A 15,684-nucleotide genomic window follows, 5' to 3' on the forward strand; every position below is an offset into this window, starting at 1 on the left:
CGCAGGCTCAGAAGAAGGTGTGCACCAGGTCGATCACGGTGTCCCCGTCGACGACCGGGATCAACCGCCACTTGTCGAAGACCGTGCACGGGTGCGACAACCCGAAACCGACCCAGTCGCCGATCCGCGGCCCGTCCTCGGGGACGCGGAGGAACGCGTGCTGGTCGGCGAGCGAGGTGACCGCGCACCCGTCCAGCTCGCGGACGACGCCGTCCGCGCCGCGCACCAGCTGCGGTTCCGGCAGGTCTTGGTCGAACGACACGTCCCGCCGGCCCACCGTGGCCAGCGCCAGCCCGGGCTCGGGCCGGGAGGTGATCTGCGCCCAGACCCGCATCGCGGGCCGGAACGGCGACTCGTCCCCGGCGAGCCGGTGCGGGCGGCCGAAGGGGGAGTTGCGGCGGTACAGCCCGTCGTCGTGCGTCACGTAGGCGCCGCTGCGCAGCACCGGCAGCACCCGGGCGCGGGTGGGCCACGGCGCGGCGAGGGATTCGGCGACCTGGTCGAAGTAGGCGCTGCCGCCGCCGGAGACGATGATCTCCTCGGTCTCGAACAGGCCCGCGCGCTCGACCTCGCCGACGAGCTCCCGCAACCGGGTCAGGTATTCGTCCACCGTGGACAGCGCATCGTCCGCGGTGCCGTGTGCGGCGGCGCCCTCGTACCCGGCCACGCCGGCCAGCCGCAGCCGCGGGCTCGCCGCCACCGCCCGCGCCACCTCGACGCCCTGCTGGACCGACCGCACCCCGGTCCGGGCGCCCGTCCAGCCGAGCTCCACCAGCACGTCCAGCGGCCGCGCACCGGTCCAGGACGCGGCCATCAGCTCCACCCCGGCCACCGAATCGGCCCAGCAGCTGAACTCGAACTCCGGATCCCGGTCCAGCTCACCGCTCAGCCGGCGCAGGCCGTCCGGGTCCAGCAGCTGGTTCGCCAGCAGCACCCGCCGCACCCCGAACGCCCGGTACACCCGCAGCTGCGCCACGTTCGCCGCGGTGATGCCCCAGGCGCCGTGCTCCAGCTGGCGCTGGAACAACCGCGGCGCCATCGTCGTCTTCCCGTGCGGGGCGAGCAGCACCCCGTGCCGCTCGCACCACCGCGCCATCGTCGACAGGTTGTGCTCCAGCGCCTGCTCGTCCAGCACCAGCACCGGGCCGGTGAACCCGGCCCCGGACAACGTCGGCCGAGTCGCCAGGAACTCCTCCGCGGTGCGGCCGGACGCGCCGCTCGGCAAGCCCTTGTACCGCCAGTCGAGGACGTCGCGCCGCAGCGCGGACACGGCCTGGTCGTCGATGCCGGGAACGGTCGGGGACAAGACGCCTCCAGTGCGACGAGCGCGAAGTGATCGGGAGATGATAAGCCCACCGGAGGCGCGGTGGTCCAGACGAATCCCGCGCCGCCCACGTGACCGCCCGAGCGCAGGAGGCACCATGCCCAGGCAGATCATCACCAGCGACGCCGCACCCACCCCGCCGCCGCACATCCCGCTGTCGCCGGGCGTGCGCAAGGGCAACGTCGTGCAGGTCTCCGGGCAGACCCCGGTCGACCCGGCCACCGGGGAGCTCGTCGCCGGTGGCGTGCCGGAGCAGACCGAGCGCGCGCTGCGCAACGTCATCGCCGTGCTGGAGGCCGCGGGCGCCGGGCTCGACGACGTGATCATGCTGCGCGTCTACCTCACCGACGTCTCCCAGTTCGCCGAGATGAACGAGACCTACGCCCGCGTCGTCGGCGAGCCCTACCCGGCCCGCACCACCGTCTACGTCGGCCTGCCGCCGGGGCTGCTCGTCGAGATCGACGCGCTCGCCGTGCTCGGGGACTGACCGGGCGGTTGCTCCGTTCCGGGGAGCAGCCGGGCTGAAGGCCGCGACCGGTTCCCGGAAGCCGGTCGCGGCCGGTCGACCGCTCACCGCACCCGGCCTTGACAACCGGGTGCGGTGCTCGGAGGGTGTCGATCAGTCACCCGGTCCGTCCGGCCCTGGCCGGCGCGGTTGGTCGAGGAGGGCGTGCATGACCACGTTCGGAGACCTGGACGGCCGGCTCGCGCAGGGCTGGGGCGGACGGAAACCCAACGGATGCCGGGTGATCGTGGTGCTGGCGCGCCGCGGCGGCACCACCGCCGCCGGGCTGCTCACCACGCTCACGGTGCCCACCGAGCGGCTCGCGCCGATCCTGGTGTCGGTCGGCGAGACCCCGGACACCTGCACGGCGGTGCAGCCGCCGACCCTGCTGGTGGGCCACGAGGTGGCCGCCTCCGGCCGGACCGCGGCGCTGATCGTCGGCGCCTGTCAGGTCGGCACCGCGCAGGGCGTGCTGGACTCGGTGGCCGAAGGGCTGCTCGAACCCGACCAGGAGACGATGGTGTTCGTCTCGCTGTGGCTGGACCACGACGCCGACGACGAGACCTCGGTCCGCTACTCCGTGCGGGAAGCCGTCGGTGACGCCGTCCGGGACGCCGTCACCGGGCACACCAAGGAGCAGGTGCGCGGCCTGGTCGAGGACCGGGACCGGCTCACCCACCCGTACTACGGGGGAGACTGACCGCGATCAGCGCACCGGGCCGGTGTACTTCTCGCCGGGGCCCTGACCGGGCGCGTCGGGCACGGCGCTGGCCTCGCGGAACGCGCGCTGCAGGCTCTGCAGCCCGTCCCGGATCGGCGCGGCGTGCAGCCCCAGGTACTCGACCGAGGCGGTGACCAGGCCGGCCAGCGCGGTGATCAGCCGCCGCGCCTCGTCCAGGTCGCGGCTCGGCGCGGTGTCCGGGTCCTCGTCGCCCAGGCCGAGCTTCTCGGCGGCGGAGGACATCAGCATCACCGCGGCGCGGCTGATCACCTCGACGCTGGGAACATCCACGAGCTCGCGGACGTTGGTGCCGAAGTCCGCCTCGGCGGGCGAGCTCGATCCCGAGCCCTGCTCCGGAGTGCTTTCGGGGGGCGGGGTCGGCTGCGCGTCGTTCACGACTGGTACCCTGACATGAGCGACCAGCCCCCGCGCAGTCGGGGGCGGCAAAGTGGAGCCCCGCTCCCACCCGTGCAGCCGACTCTCAGGCCGCCGGGTCCCGGTCCCACCGGCGTCGCGCCGGTGGTGCGAGCGGTATTGCGGTACCGGTTCGATCGGTAGGAGTAGGGTCTCGCGGTTCCGGGCATTCCGGAATTCCGCGGGACTACTGCACGTCCAGGGGCGAGCTTCACGCGCCGAGGCTGCAGCAAGACCGAAGCATCGAACCGAGGAGGCCCCATCAGCACGGAGACGCGCATCAACGACCGCATCCGCGTGCCCGAAGTCCGCTTGGTCGGACCGAACGGCGAACAGGTCGGCATCGTCCGCATCGAGGACGCGCTCCGCCTGGCGCAGGAAGCGGATCTGGACCTTGTCGAGGTCGCCCCGCAGGCGCGCCCGCCGGTCTGCAAGCTCATGGACTACGGCAAGTTCAAGTACGAGAGTGCGCAGAAGGCTCGCGAATCGCGCCGCAACCAGCAGCAGACCGTCATCAAGGAGCAGAAGCTCCGGCCGAAGATCGACCCGCACGACTACGAGACGAAGAAGGGTCACGTCACCCGCTTCCTCGGCCAGGGTCACAAGGTCAAGGTGACGATCATGTTCCGCGGTCGTGAGCAGTCGCGTCCCGAGCTGGGCTTTCGTCTGTTGCAGCGGCTGGCCGACGACGTCGCCGAACTGGGGTTCATCGAGGCCAACCCGAAGCAGGACGGCCGGAACATGATCATGGTCCTGGCGCCGCACAAGACGAACAAGACCAAGCCGAAGGCGACCGCGTAAGGCCACCGGACGCATCGGGTGCCGCCCCGGCCGATCGAGCCGGGGCCCCGCCGATGCCTGGTCGGTTGCCGGCGCCGGTCGGGTGCAAGGGCCGATCAGGTCCGCCGTGGAGCCCCGCTCTGCGGCGGACCCCGTATGAGAAGGATTGAGAGATGCCGAAGAACAAGACCCACAGCGGGACCGCGAAGCGCTTCCGGGTCACCGGCAGTGGCAAGCTGCGTCGCGAGCAGGCGGGCCGTCGCCACATCCTGGAGAAGAAGTCCAGCCGGGTGACCCGCCGCCTGGAGGGCACCGAAGCCGTCGCCAAGAACGACGTCAAGCGCATCAACAAGCTCCTGGGCCGCTGAGCCCCGCGCCGCACCGCGGCGAAGGCTCTCCAGCGCTCCAGCCCCCCCAGGGCGGTCCGCCGCCCCTGATGAGATCGACAGGACGGACCCGTGGCACGCGTCAAGCGGGCAGTGAACGCCCAGAAGAAGCGCCGCAGCATTCTCGAGCAGGCCAGCGGTTACCGCGGCCAGCGCTCCCGGCTGTACCGCAAGGCCAAGGAGCAGACGCTCCACTCGAACGTCTACGCCTACCGCGACCGGCGCGCCCGCAAGGGTGAGTTCCGCAAGCTGTGGATCACCCGCATCAACGCGGCGACCCGGCAGAACGGCCTCTCCTACAACCGCTTCGTGCAGGGCCTGAAGGCCGCCGAGGTCGAGGTGGACCGGAAGATCCTGGCGGACCTCGCGGTGCGCGACCCGCAGGCCTTCACCGCGCTGGTGGACGTCGCCAAGAAGCACCTGCCGGAAGGTGCGGCCTGATCACCGAGGGCACGCACGAGCAGCAACGGCCCGGGACACCTCCGCTGACGGAGCGATCGTCCCGGGTCGTTGTCGCGCGCAAGCTCACCCGCCGCGCCGGCCGGGACCGCGCGGGCGCCTTCCTCGCGGAGGGCGCGCAGGCGGTCGGTGAGGCGCTCGCCGCGCACGCCGCGGGCCGGGCCGAGGTGCGCGCGCTGTTCGCCACCGAAGAGCAGGCGGCGAAGCTGCCCGAGGTCGACGTCCCGCTGCACGTGGTGACCGACCGGGCCGCGGCCTCGCTGTCGGAGACCGTCACCCCGCAGGGGCTGGTGGCGCTGTGCGCGCTGCCCACCACCACGCCCGCCGAAGCGCTGGCCGAACGGCCGCCGCTGGTGGCGGTGCTGCTGGGCGTCTCCGACCCGGGCAACGCCGGGACCGTGGTGCGCGTCGCCGACGCCGCGGGCGCCGGGTCCGTGCTGTTCGCGGGCGATGCCGTGGACCCGTACAACGGCAAGGCGGTGCGCGCGTCCACGGGCAGCGTGTTCCACCTGCCGGTGGCGCGGGACCGGGACGCCTCCGCGGTGCTCGCGGCCTGCCGCGCGGCCGGTCTGCGACTGGTCGGCGCCGACGGGTACGCGGAGGGCGACCTGGATTCGGCCGCCGCCGCCGGGGAGCTGGCCGTGCCGACCGCGTGGGTGTTCGGCAGCGAGGCCCACGGCCTGCCGCCGGAGGTCCTCGCCGAGCTGGACGCGACGCTGCGGGTGCCGATCTACGGCGGCGCGGAGAGCCTGAACCTGGCCACCGCCGCCGCGGTCTGCCTGTACGCCTCCGCGCGGGCCCAGCGGCACCGCGGATAGCCGTCGGCAGCGCCCCGCCCGGGTGAACACGCCCAGGAACGCGGCTGCGCGAAAACCGCTCGACCGGGTCGCTTAGACTCGGGTTGCTGCGGCACGCATCCGCAGGTCACCCAGCAGGTGCAGGCCCATCGGGAGCCCGGCGGGGCGGCCGGGCGAAAAGGGTCGTGCCGGGCGGGTCACGCCGTGCTTGTCCCGCTTGACGAGTGTCGCCTGACGAATGACGGGAGTCATGCAGTAACGATGTCTGGAGCCAACGACTCGTACGACCCCAAAGAGGTCGCCGCGCTCGCGCCGGAGACGCTCGACCGCGCCGTCGTCGAAGCCCGCAAGGGGTTCGAGGAGGCCGCGGACCTCGACGAGCTGGCCGCAGCGAAGCCCGCGCACCTGGGGGAGCGCTCGCCGCTGCTGACGGCCCGCCGGGAGATCGGCGCACTGCCGCCGAAGGCCCGGTCCGAGGCGGGCAAGCGCGTCAACGAGGCCCGGCAGGCGATTCAGGGTGCGTTCGACGAGCGCCGCGCCGTGCTGCAGGCCGAGCGCGACGAGAAGGTGCTGCGCGAGGAATCCGTGGACGTCACCCTGCCCTCGGGCCGGGTCCCCGCGGGCGCCCGGCACCCCATCACCCAGCTCATCGAGCACGTCGCCGACGTGTTCGTCGCGATGGGCTGGGAGGTCGCCGACGGTCCCGAGCTGGAAGCCGAGTGGTTCAACTTCGACGCGTTGAACTTCGGCAAGGACCACCCGGCGCGCACCATGCAGGACACGTTCCACGTGGGCCCGGAGGACTCGGGGCTGGTGCTGCGCACGCACACCTCGCCGGTGCAGGTCCGGTCGATGCTGAGCCGCGAGCTGCCGGTGTACCTGGTGTGCCCGGGCCGCACGTTCCGCACCGACGAGCTCGACGCCACCCACACCCCGGTGTTCCACCAGGTCGAAGGCCTGGCGGTGGACGAGGGCCTGACGATGGCGCACCTGAAGGGCACGCTGGACGCGTTCGCCCGCGCCATGTTCGGCCCGGAGTCGGTGACGCGGCTGCGCCCGAGCTTCTTCCCGTTCACCGAGCCCTCCGCGGAACTGGACGTGTGGTTCCCGCAGAAGAAGGGCGGCGCGGGCTGGGTCGAGTGGGGCGGCTGCGGCATGGTCGACCCGAACGTGCTGCGCGCCTGCGGCATCGACCCGACCAAGCACACCGGGTTCGCGTTCGGCATGGGCCTGGACCGCACCCTGCAGTTCCGCAACGGCATTCCCGACATGCGCGACATGATCGAGGGCGATGTGCGGTTCACCGAACCGTTCGGCATCGACTCCTGAGCATCGTCCCGCTGCGAGAGAGAAGGACCTGAGCAAGTGCGGATTCCGGTTTCCTGGCTGGCCGAGCACCTCGAGCTGCCCGCGGACACCACCGCCGACACGCTGGCGGAGGCCTTCGTCCGGATCGGGCTGGAGGTCGAGGAGGTCGCCCACCTGTCGCAGGTGAGCGGCCCGTTGGTGGTCGGCCGCGTGGCCGAGATCGAGGAGCTGACCGGCTTCAAGAAGCCCATCCGGTTCTGCCGGGTGGAGGTCGGTGACGACGAGGACGGCGAGCGGCGCACCCAGGGCATCGTGTGCGGCGCGACGAACTTCACCGAGGGCAACCTCGTGGTCGTCGCCATGCCCGGCACGGTGCTGCCCGGCGGGTTCGAGATCGCGTCCCGCAAGACCTACGGGCGCGTCAGCGACGGCATGATCTGCTCGGCCAAGGAGCTGGGCATCGGCGAGGACCACGACGGCATCCTGGTGCTGCCCGCGGGCGTCGCCGACCCGGGAGCGGACGCGACCGAGCTGGTGGGCCTGGACGACGCGGTGATCGAGCTGTCGATCACGCCGGACCGCGGCTACTGCTTCTCGGTGCGCGGCCTGGCCCGCGAGCTGTCCAACGCGCTGGAGGTCCCGTTCGGCGACCCGGCCGCGATGCCGGTGCCGGAGGACGAGCGGGAATCCCGCGCGGTGCGCGTCGAGGACGAGCAGGCGTGCTCCCGGTTCGTGTTCCGCCGGGTGACCGGCGTGGACCCGACGGCGCCGACACCGTGGTGGATGCGGCGCAGGCTGGCGCTGGCGGGCATCCGCTCGATCTCGCTGTCGGTGGACGTCACGAACTACGTGATGCTGGAGCTGGGCCAGCCGCTGCACGCGTGGGACGCCTCGAAGCTCACCGGTGACGTGGTGGTCCGCCGCGCCGCCGAGGGCGAGGAGCTGACCACGCTCGACGACGTGCGGCGCGAGCTGGACCCGGACGACATCGTGATCTGCGACGAGACCGGCCCGGTGAGCCTCGCCGGCGTGATGGGCGGGGCCAGCACCGAGATCGGCCCGGAGACCCACGACGTGCTGCTGGAAGCGGCGAACTGGGACCCGGCGAGCATCGCCCGCAGCATCCGCAGGCACAAGCTGCCCAGCGAGGCGGGCAAGCGCTTCGAGCGCACCGTCGACCCGGCGGTCGCCCCGGTGGCCGCCGAGCTCGCCGCGCAGCTGCTGGTGCGCTACGGCGAGGGCCGCATCGCGCAGGGCCGCACCGACGTGGGGACGCCGCTGGCGCCGCCCGCGGTGACGATGCCGCTGGCGCTGCCGGACAAGATCGCGGGCGTGCTCTACGCGCGCGGCATCACCGCGCACCGGTTGTCGCAGATCGGCTGCCGCATCGAGGTCGGTACCTCCGACGAGGGCGTCGGCCTGGTCACCGCGCACCCGCCGACGTGGCGCCCGGACCTGAAGCAGCCCGCCGACCTGGTGGAGGAGGTGCTGCGGCTGGAGGGCTACCACACGATCCCGTCGCTGCTGCCCGCCGCGCCTCCCGGGCGGGGGCTCACGCCCGAGCAGCGCCGCCGCCGCGCGGTGTCCCGGGCGCTGGCCGCGGACGGCAACGTCGAGGTGCTGCCGTTCCCGTTCACCAGCGACGAAGAGCTCGGCAAGCTCGGCATCGCCGAGGACGACCCGCGCCGCCGCACCCTGTCGCTGCTGAACGCGCTGGAGTCCGACCGCTCCGAACTGGCCACGACGCTGCTGCCGGGACTGCTGGATTCGTTGCAGCGCAACGTGTCCCGCGGTCGCCGCGACCTGGCGCTGTTCCACGTCGGACAGGTCGTGCTGCCCGCCGAGCAGGCCCCGGCGCCGCCGGAGGTCGGAGTGGACCAGCGCCCGGCGGACGAGCAGGTCGCCGCGCTGAACGCCGCGCTGCCCGCGCAGCCGGTGCACGCCGCCGTCGTGCTCGCCGGCAAGCGGGAGCGCCAGGGCTGGTGGGGCCCGGGTCGCGAGGCGAACTGGGCCGACGCCGTGGAGGCCGCGCGCACGGTGGCGCGGGCCGCCGGGGTGGAGCTGACGGTGACCGCGGGCGACCTCGCACCGTGGCACCCGGGCCGCTGCGCCGAGCTCAAGGTCGGCGACACCGTGGTGGGTCACGCGGGCGAACTGCACCCGAAGGTCGTCGAGGCGCTCGGCCTGCCGAAGCGGGCCTGCGCGATGGAGATCGACCTGGACGCGCTGCCGCTGCCGGATTCGCGTCCGGCGCCGTCGATCTCGGCCTACCCGCCGGTGCTGCTGGACGTGGCGCTGGTCGTGGACCGGGCGGTGCCCGCGGCGGAACTCGTCGAGGTGGTGCGCTCCGGCGGTGGTGAGCTGCTGGAGGACGTGCGGCTGTTCGACGTGTACTCCGGTGAGCAGCTGGCCGAGGGCAAGAAGTCCCTCGCGCTGGCGCTGCGGTTCCGCGCGGCGGACCGCACGCTCAAGCAGGAGGAGGCCACCGAGGCCCGCGACGCGGCGCTGCAGGCCGCCGAATCCCGCTTCGGAGCGGCGCTGCGCGCCTGACCCGAGAGCAACGCGACGAGGGCGCCCCTTCCAGCCGGGAGGGGCGCCCTTTTCCGTCTCCGGACCGCTGCGGGACGAGCTTCTTCCGCGCGTCCGATTCCGCTGAAAGCACGCCCGTTCCGGGGCGTGCGGAGTAACGCTTCCGGCGGATTCCGCTTGTCCACCCCTGTGCTCGCGAACGTTTTCGGACCTGGCAGAGTCGATCGTGGCAGTGATCGTTGCGAGGGGTGGAGGAGTCGTGTCATGAGCGCTCAGGATCGACTGGTCGCCGGGCGGTACCGGGTGGAGTCGAGGCTGGGCAGTGGCGCGATGGGCGTGGTGTGGAAGGCCTCCGACGAGCGCCTCAACCGCATGGTCGCGGTCAAGGAACTCCACCTGCGCCAATCGTCGAACGACCAGGACGTGCAGACCGCGAAGCGCCGCGCGATCCGCGAAGGCCGGATCACCGCGCGGCTGATGCACCGGCACGCGATCGCGGTCTACGACGTGGTGGAAGAGGACGGGCGACCGTGCCTCATCATGGAATACCTGGATTCGCGGAGCCTCGAAGCGGTGCTCGCGGAACGCGGCACGCTGCCCGTCCTGGAGGTCGCGCAGCTCGGGTCCGACGTGGCCGCCGCGCTGGTCGCCGCGCACGACGCGAAGATCGTGCACCGGGACGTGAAGCCGGGCAACATCCTCGTCGCCGACGAGATCACCAAGATCACCGACTTCGGCATCTCCCGCGCGCTGGGCGACGCGAGCACCACCGGCGTGCTGGCGGGCACCCCCGCCTACCTGGCGCCGGAAGTGGCGCAGGGCGGCAAGGCCGACTTCCACACCGACGTCTACTCGCTGGGTTCCACGCTGTACGCGGCGCTGGAAGGCCGGCCACCGTTCGGCCTCGGCGACAACTCGATCGTGCTGCTGCACCGGGTCGCCTCCGGCGAGTTCGACCCGCCGCAGAACGCGGGCGAACTGGGTCCGGTGCTGCTGCGGATGCTGGCCGCCGAGCCGGCGCAGCGCCCCACCATGCAGCAGGCCCAGCGCGCGCTCGCCGCGGTCGCCGCCGGTGAAGAGCTCCCCGCCGAGTTCACCGCGGTCCCGATCCCCGCCCCGACCCGCCCGCTGCGCGAAGAGCAGCCCGCACCCGCCCCGGCTCCCGTCGCGGAACCGGCACAGGAGCCCCGGAACCGCGGGCGCTACGGGCTGATCCTGGTGGGCGCGCTGCTCGTCGTCGGCGCCGGCGTGGCGGCCGCGCTGCTGACCGGGAACCTCAGCGGCGATCGCACCGCGGCGCCGCCCTCCACCTCCGAAGAGGTGCAGCCGCGCCCCGAGCCCTCGCCGACGCAGGAACCGGAACCGGCGCCGTCGAGCACCGCCGACGAGCAGACCTCCGCCGAACAGCCCGCGCCGCCGGAGCCACCGCAGCAGCCGGAGACCCCCGACCAGGTCGTCTCCGAGTACTACGCGGCGATGCCCGGGAACCTCGACGCGGCCTGGCAGCAGCTCACCCCCGACTACCAGACCAACCACGCGGGCGGCTACGACGCGTTCCGCGAGTTCTGGGAGCCGATCACCAGCGTGCAGGCCTCCGGGGTGACCACCGAAGGCGCGAACACGGCGCAGGCCACCATCACCTACCGGTTCGACGACGGTCGCACCGTCGAGGAGCGCACCCGCTACACCCTGGTGCAGGACGGCGCCTCCTGGAAGATCGCCGCGACGACGGTCCTGAGCAGCCGGACTCGCTGACCCGCTTCAGGCGAATGGCCCATCCGCCCGTTCTCGTTGGGCGGGTGGGCCATTCACCTGGGTGGTCCGGGGTTCCGGTGGTCAGCGGGGGAGGCGGGGTTCGACCTGGCGGGCGATCTTCTCGGCTTCGCCGCAGGGGTCGGGGATACCACCGGGGAAGATCTCGTTCACGGTGACGATCGCGACTCCGCCGCCCGCGTCGACGAGGATGTTGCAGATCCCGCGGTTCGTGGCGCCTGCGCTGATACCGGTGGCGGCGGCCCTGCCGTTGATGTCGAACTTCTGGTAGCTGTCCCAGTTCCCGTGGGTCTCGTAGCTGTCGATCGTCTCGTCCTGGTTCTTGTACAAGGTCAGCATGGCGTTCTCGCCCTCGAACGAGCAGCCCGGTTCGAAGGAGACGTCTTCGACCCGTTCAGGCGCACCGCCAACCCCCGCAGCGGCCAAGTCGTCCGGTGTGAAGAACGCGCACGGATCCAGGTCTTTGAGCCCGGATGCCTTGGGCTGCGGCTCGGGGGAGTTCTGCTCCGACCCCGGGGCCGTGCCCCCCAACGCGCAGCCGGACAGTCCGAGCAGTCCGGCGCAAACAACGGTGGCGAGCAACCGGCGGGAACGTCGGGTCACTGGATTCCTCTCTGCATGTCTTCAGCGATCTGATCCTCCGTGGCAGCCGGTCTTTGCCAAGGACTTCAGCCACCTACCACTTCGGCTTCTCCTGGAAGATCGCCGCGACGACGGTCCTGAGCAGCCGGACCCGCTAGTTCACCGCAGGTGAATGGCCCACTCGCCCAATCTGGTCGGGCGAGTGGGCCATTCACTTCGAGGGATCAGCGGGGGAGGCGGGGTTCGACCTGACGGGCGAGCTCCTTGCCCTCGCCGCACGGGTCGGGGACGTCGTCCTTCAGGAATCCAGTGACGGAGAGGATGACGACCCCGCCACCTGCATCGACGAGGGTGTTGCAGATGCCCTGCCCAGTGGACCCGGCGGAGACGCCGGTGGCCGCGGCCCGTCCGTTGATGTCGAACTTCTGGTAGCTGTCCCAGTGTCCGCCGGTCTCGTAGCTGGCGACGGTTTCGTCCTGGTTCTTGTACAGGGTCAGCAGCATCGTTTCACCTTCGAAGGAGCAGCCCGTCTCGAAGGTGAGGTCCTCGATGCGTTCGGACGGGCCGTTCGCGCCTGCCGCGGTGAGTTCGTCGGGCGTGAAGAAGGTGCAGGTGTCGAAGTCCCGGAGTCCGGCCGGTTTCGGTTGCGGGGAGGGCGATTCCTGTCCGCCCGGTGCGGTGCCGCCGAGTGCGCAGCCGGACAGGCTCAGCAGCCCGGCGCAAGCGGCGGTGGTGATGAACCGGCGGGAACGTCGGGTCACTGGATACCTCTCTGCATGTCTTCAGCGATCTGATCTTCCGTGGCACGGTAGTCCTTGGCTGCTGCGCGGAAAGCTTCCGCTTGTTCCTCGAGGAGCACCCGAAGCTCTTTCATCAGTGCTACCGCACCTGCCTGTGGATGGTTCGCTTTGTCCACGAACCGCTGGGTGAGCTGCTGGCCATCGGGATAATCGCCGAGCCCGGTCAGGCGAGCCAGCGTGTCCAAGTCCCTGGTCAGCTTCGTGAGCTCGCGAATCTCCTCCTCAACCCGCTTCGCCGCCCGTTCCGCCACCTCCGGGTCGAGCGCGAGCTTCCCCGCTCCCACCTGCTGGTTGATCCATTGGGTCTGCGATCGGACCTGGTGCAGTCCTTCCGCCGCCCCGGCGAATCCCCCGTCTCCGCCCGCCATGCGCCCCTCCGCCGGTTGATCACGTGCTACGGATCGTAGCGAGGTGGTGGCGGTGCGGGTGGTGGTTTCCGCTGCGCCGACCGGGTAGCGCTACACGGCGGCTTCGGCGGGGGCGCGGCGGAGGATGTCGTCGACGGTCTCCGCCGGGGTCTGCTCGGAGGTGTCGAGCCACAGGCCGAGCCGGGGCGTCTCGTCGCGCAGCACCGCGTCGAGCGCTCGGACGGACCACTCGTCGTAGGCGGTCTTCCCGCGCGCCGCTTCGCGCAGCCCGATCTCCTCCGGTGTCGGTGCGAGCACCACCAGGTACAGCGGGCGGGTGCGGATGGTGTCCGCGAGTTCGGTGAGGTGTTCGCCGAGCACCACGTCCTGGGTGATGGCGGTGAATCCGGCTGCCGTGTACTGGTCGCAGGACTGGGCGGTGAGCCGGTGGCGCAGCCGCAGTTGCCGGTGCGCTTCGCCGGTCGCTTCGGGCGTCATGTCCGCCCGCCCGTTGATGATCATTCGGCGGAACAGGTCGCCGCGCAGGTGCACCGAGTTCGGCAGTCGTTCGGCGAGCAGCTGCGCCACGGTGGACTTGCCCGCGGCCTGGATTCCGGTGATCACGACGGCGGCGTTCGCGAACTGCTCGGCGGCCATGTGCTGTTCTCCTCGGCGACGCGGATGTCGGGCGGTCCTCGACGGGGCGTCGCGGGTCGGTGGTTCGGCGCGGTTCGGTCGCGATGCGCCTCCGAGGAGATCGACTCCCACCCTAACGCCGACCGGGAGTCCGTTTCGCCGGTTTCGGCGGATCGCGTCGTCCGCACCGGATCGTGAGAACCTGCGGGCATGCGGATGCGTCCGGAGCGGAGTGCGGTGCTGTTCGACATCGACGGCACGCTGATCGACTCGACGGCGGTCGTCGAACACGTGTGGTCGCGGGTGGCGGCCGCGTTCGGCGTGCCGCGGGACCCGGTGCTGGCGGTGTGCCACGGGAAGCGCGACGTGGACGTGGCCGCCGAATTCTTCCCGGAAGCGGTGCGGGCCGAGGTGCTGGCGGAGGTGGCGCGGCTGGAACTGGCCGCCGCGGACGCGGTGGTTGCGGTGCCGGGTGCGGCGAACGTGCTGGGGCAGCTCGATCCGCGGCGGTGGGCGGCGGTGACCTCCGGTGGCCGCGAGCTGATGATGAGCAGGCTGCGGGCGGCGGGGCTGCCGCTGCCGTGCACGCTGCTCTGCGCGGAGGACGTCTCGCAGGGCAAACCGGATCCGGAGGGCTACCTGGCGGCGGCCCGGGAACTGGTGGTGGAGCCGGCGGACTGCGTGGTGGTGGAGGATTCGCCGCCCGGGATCGCGGCCGGGGTCGCCGCGGGCGCCTTGGTCGCGGCCGTGACCACCACGCATCCGCGGGAGGCGCTGGGCGAGGCGCACGTGGTGCTGCCGGAGTTGTCGGCCGTGCTGGGATTGCTCTGATGGTGAAGCTGGACCGGTTGATCAACGTGCTCGGCGGCTACGGGGCGCGGCTGGCGTGCGCGCCGCGCGGGCGGGACGTGGAGCTGCGCGGGGTGGCGCTGCACGATTCCGCGGGCACCGACGAAGTGCTGCTCGCGGTGGGCGTCGAACCCGAGGCGGTCGGCGAGCTGCTGCGCACCACGCAGGCAGCGGTGGTGCTGCTGCGCGAGGCCGACGGCCCGGACCTGGCGCTGGCCCGCGAGCGGGCGGTCGCGGTGGTGCTCGTCGACGGGGACGTGCTGTGGGGGCAGCTGGCGGCCGTCGTCTACGGCCTGGTGCTGGAGGGCCGCGAAACGGAGGCGGGCCGCGGACCGACCGACCTGTTCGCGCTGGCCGACGCCCTGGCGGCCTCGGTGGGCGGCCCGGTGACCATCGAGGACCGGCATTCCGGGGTGCTGGCGTATTCGAGCAGGCAGGAGGCGGCGGACCGGGCGCGGCTGGCGACGATCCTGGGCAGGCGGGTTCCCGCGGAGATCCGCGCCGAGCTGGCCGCGCGCGGCGTGTACGCGCACCTGGCCTCGTCGGACGAGCCGTTCTTCGCCGAGCCGATGCCCGAGTTCCACGGCCGCGCCCTGGTGGCGGTGCGCGCGGGACGCGAGCTGCTCGGGTCGATCTGGGTGGAAGTGCCGGAGCCGCTGAGCGCGGAGCGGGCCGCGGCGCTGCGCGAAGGTGCCCGCACCGCCTCGCTGCACCTGCTGCGGGCGCGCGCCAGCGCCGACCTGGAGCGGCAGGTCGAATCGGACCTGGTGATCGGCCTGCTGGAGGGTCAGGCGGACGCGACGGCGGTGCTGAGCAGGCTCGGGTTGCGCGGCACCGGTTTCCGGGTGGTGGCGGTGCAGGCCGAGGACGCGCAGGACGCGGCGGTGCTCATCGCGTTCGAGCGCGCCACGTCCGGGTTCGGCTGGGCGCGGCCGGGCCGCAGCGCGCTGTTCGCGAACACCGTCTACACGGTGCTGCCCGAGTCGGAGCCGGGGGAGCGGTGGTTCCGCCGGCTGCTGCGGGAGATGCCCGCGGAGGTGCGGCTGCACGCCGGGATCGGTGGCGTCGCCGACTCCCTGGAGCTGCCGTTGAGCAGGCGGGAAGCGGACGAGAGCCTCGCCGTCGTCGGGTCCCGCGAGGTCGTCGGCTACGACGACGCCTGGCACGAGATCCTGCTGCGCAGGCTCCGCAACGCGGCCGCCGGCGGCCGGGCGCCTGCGCGCGGGCCGGTGCGGCAGCTGCACCGCCACGACGCCGAGCACGGCACCCGCTACGCGGCGACGCTGCGGGAATGGCTGCGCTGCCAGGGAGATCCGGGTGCGGCGGCGCGACGGCTCGGCGTGCACGCGAACACGGTGCGGTACCGGATGCGGAAGATGACCGAGGTGGCGCAGATCGACGTGGCCGACCCGGACCAGCGCATCGCGCTGATCGTCGCCCTGCTCGTCGAATAGTTCCGGATCACCAAACGCGG

General features: G+C 72.3%; 17 protein-coding genes. 11 read left to right on the forward strand and 6 right to left on the reverse strand.

All coding sequences use genetic code 11. From position 1 onward, the window contains the following. Window positions 1–7 precede the first annotated feature (7 nt). A complete protein-coding gene (locus AC29IT_RS20510) occupies window positions 8–1,306 on the reverse strand; it encodes an amino acid deaminase (protein WP_488219811.1) in 1,299 nt (432 codons plus the stop codon). 115 nt (window positions 1,307–1,421) lie between these two features. On the opposite strand from AC29IT_RS20510, the gene AC29IT_RS20515 reads away from it, so the two are divergent. Continuing rightward, window positions 1,422–1,811 carry a RidA family protein gene (locus AC29IT_RS20515; protein WP_358439758.1) on the forward strand — a complete coding sequence of 130 codons (390 nt, stop codon included), beginning with the start codon at window positions 1,422–1,424 and terminating at the stop codon, window positions 1,809–1,811. Window positions 1,812–1,998: 187 nt separating this feature from the next. Beyond that, window positions 1,999–2,529 carry a formaldehyde-activating enzyme gene (locus tag AC29IT_RS20520; protein WP_358439761.1) on the forward strand — a complete coding sequence of 177 codons (531 nt, stop codon included), beginning with the start codon at window positions 1,999–2,001 and terminating at the stop codon, window positions 2,527–2,529. Between the two features lie 6 nt (window positions 2,530–2,535). On the opposite strand, the gene AC29IT_RS20525 is transcribed toward AC29IT_RS20520, so the two are convergent. Beyond that, the gene (locus AC29IT_RS20525; RefSeq protein ID WP_488219812.1) at window positions 2,536–2,946 is read right to left on the reverse strand and encodes a DUF1844 domain-containing protein; all 411 of its coding nucleotides are present in this window, start codon (window positions 2,944–2,946) and stop codon (window positions 2,536–2,538) included. A gap of 279 nt (window positions 2,947–3,225) precedes the next feature. Here AC29IT_RS20525 and infC point away from each other — a divergent pair, with 279 nt between their 5' ends. The 7 genes from infC to AC29IT_RS20560 all read left to right on the forward strand — a co-directional run bounded on the left by infC (window position 3,226) and on the right by AC29IT_RS20560 (window position 10,978). Next, the gene (gene infC / locus AC29IT_RS20530) at window positions 3,226–3,765 is read left to right on the forward strand and encodes a translation initiation factor IF-3 (protein ID WP_184485502.1); all 540 of its coding nucleotides are present in this window, start codon (window positions 3,226–3,228) and stop codon (window positions 3,763–3,765) included. 152 nt (window positions 3,766–3,917) lie between these two features. Next, on the forward strand, window positions 3,918–4,112 hold the full coding sequence (gene rpmI / locus AC29IT_RS20535) for a 50S ribosomal protein L35 (RefSeq protein ID WP_224960145.1): 195 nt from the start codon (window positions 3,918–3,920) through the stop codon (window positions 4,110–4,112). A gap of 90 nt (window positions 4,113–4,202) precedes the next feature. Beyond that, on the forward strand, window positions 4,203–4,571 hold the full coding sequence (gene rplT, locus AC29IT_RS20540; protein ID WP_358439764.1) for a 50S ribosomal protein L20: 369 nt from the start codon (window positions 4,203–4,205) through the stop codon (window positions 4,569–4,571). Next, a complete protein-coding gene (locus AC29IT_RS20545) occupies window positions 4,571–5,407 on the forward strand; it encodes a TrmH family RNA methyltransferase (protein WP_358439851.1) in 837 nt (278 codons plus the stop codon). Before rplT ends, AC29IT_RS20545 begins: the two co-directional genes overlap by 1 nt. 240 nt (window positions 5,408–5,647) lie before the next feature. After that, entirely contained in the window at window positions 5,648–6,715 is a 1,068-nt protein-coding gene (gene pheS / locus AC29IT_RS20550; RefSeq protein WP_488219813.1) for a phenylalanine--tRNA ligase subunit alpha, read from the forward strand. A gap of 36 nt (window positions 6,716–6,751) precedes the next feature. After that, complete coding sequence (gene pheT / locus AC29IT_RS20555) at window positions 6,752–9,244, forward strand: phenylalanine--tRNA ligase subunit beta (protein ID WP_488219814.1); 2,493 nt, start codon at window positions 6,752–6,754, stop codon at window positions 9,242–9,244. A gap of 243 nt (window positions 9,245–9,487) precedes the next feature. Beyond that, window positions 9,488–10,978 (forward strand): protein kinase domain-containing protein, encoded by a 1,491-nt coding sequence (locus AC29IT_RS20560; RefSeq protein WP_488219815.1) that lies wholly within the window; start codon window positions 9,488–9,490, stop codon window positions 10,976–10,978. 81 nt (window positions 10,979–11,059) lie between these two features. Here the strand turns inward: AC29IT_RS20560 and AC29IT_RS20565 are convergent, their stop codons facing one another. The 4 genes from AC29IT_RS20565 to AC29IT_RS20580 form a co-directional block, all read right to left on the reverse strand. Then, a complete protein-coding gene (locus AC29IT_RS20565; RefSeq protein WP_488219816.1) occupies window positions 11,060–11,599 on the reverse strand; it encodes a DUF3558 domain-containing protein in 540 nt (179 codons plus the stop codon). A 203-nt stretch (window positions 11,600–11,802) separates the two neighbouring features. After that, window positions 11,803–12,339: a DUF3558 family protein gene (locus AC29IT_RS20570; protein ID WP_488219817.1), complete on the reverse strand. Its 537-nt coding sequence runs from the start codon at window positions 12,337–12,339 to the stop codon at window positions 11,803–11,805. Then, window positions 12,336–12,746 carry a hypothetical protein gene (locus tag AC29IT_RS20575; RefSeq protein WP_488219818.1) on the reverse strand — a complete coding sequence of 137 codons (411 nt, stop codon included), beginning with the start codon at window positions 12,744–12,746 and terminating at the stop codon, window positions 12,336–12,338. The genes AC29IT_RS20570 and AC29IT_RS20575 overlap by 4 nt, the downstream gene beginning before the upstream one ends. Before the next feature lie 90 nt (window positions 12,747–12,836). Then, the gene (locus AC29IT_RS20580; protein ID WP_488219819.1) at window positions 12,837–13,382 is read right to left on the reverse strand and encodes an AAA family ATPase; all 546 of its coding nucleotides are present in this window, start codon (window positions 13,380–13,382) and stop codon (window positions 12,837–12,839) included. A gap of 189 nt (window positions 13,383–13,571) precedes the next feature. On the opposite strand from AC29IT_RS20580, the gene AC29IT_RS20585 reads away from it, so the two are divergent. Further along, window positions 13,572–14,192, forward strand: a complete 621-nt coding sequence (locus tag AC29IT_RS20585) for an HAD-IA family hydrolase (protein ID WP_488219820.1) — start codon at window positions 13,572–13,574, stop codon at window positions 14,190–14,192. After that, the gene (locus AC29IT_RS20590; RefSeq protein WP_488219821.1) at window positions 14,192–15,664 is read left to right on the forward strand and encodes a PucR family transcriptional regulator; all 1,473 of its coding nucleotides are present in this window, start codon (window positions 14,192–14,194) and stop codon (window positions 15,662–15,664) included. Before AC29IT_RS20585 ends, AC29IT_RS20590 begins: the two co-directional genes overlap by 1 nt. The last annotated feature ends 20 nt before the right edge of the window (window positions 15,665–15,684 follow it).

The sequence above is a fragment of the Saccharopolyspora sp. MMCC62 genome, from assembly GCF_057736575.1.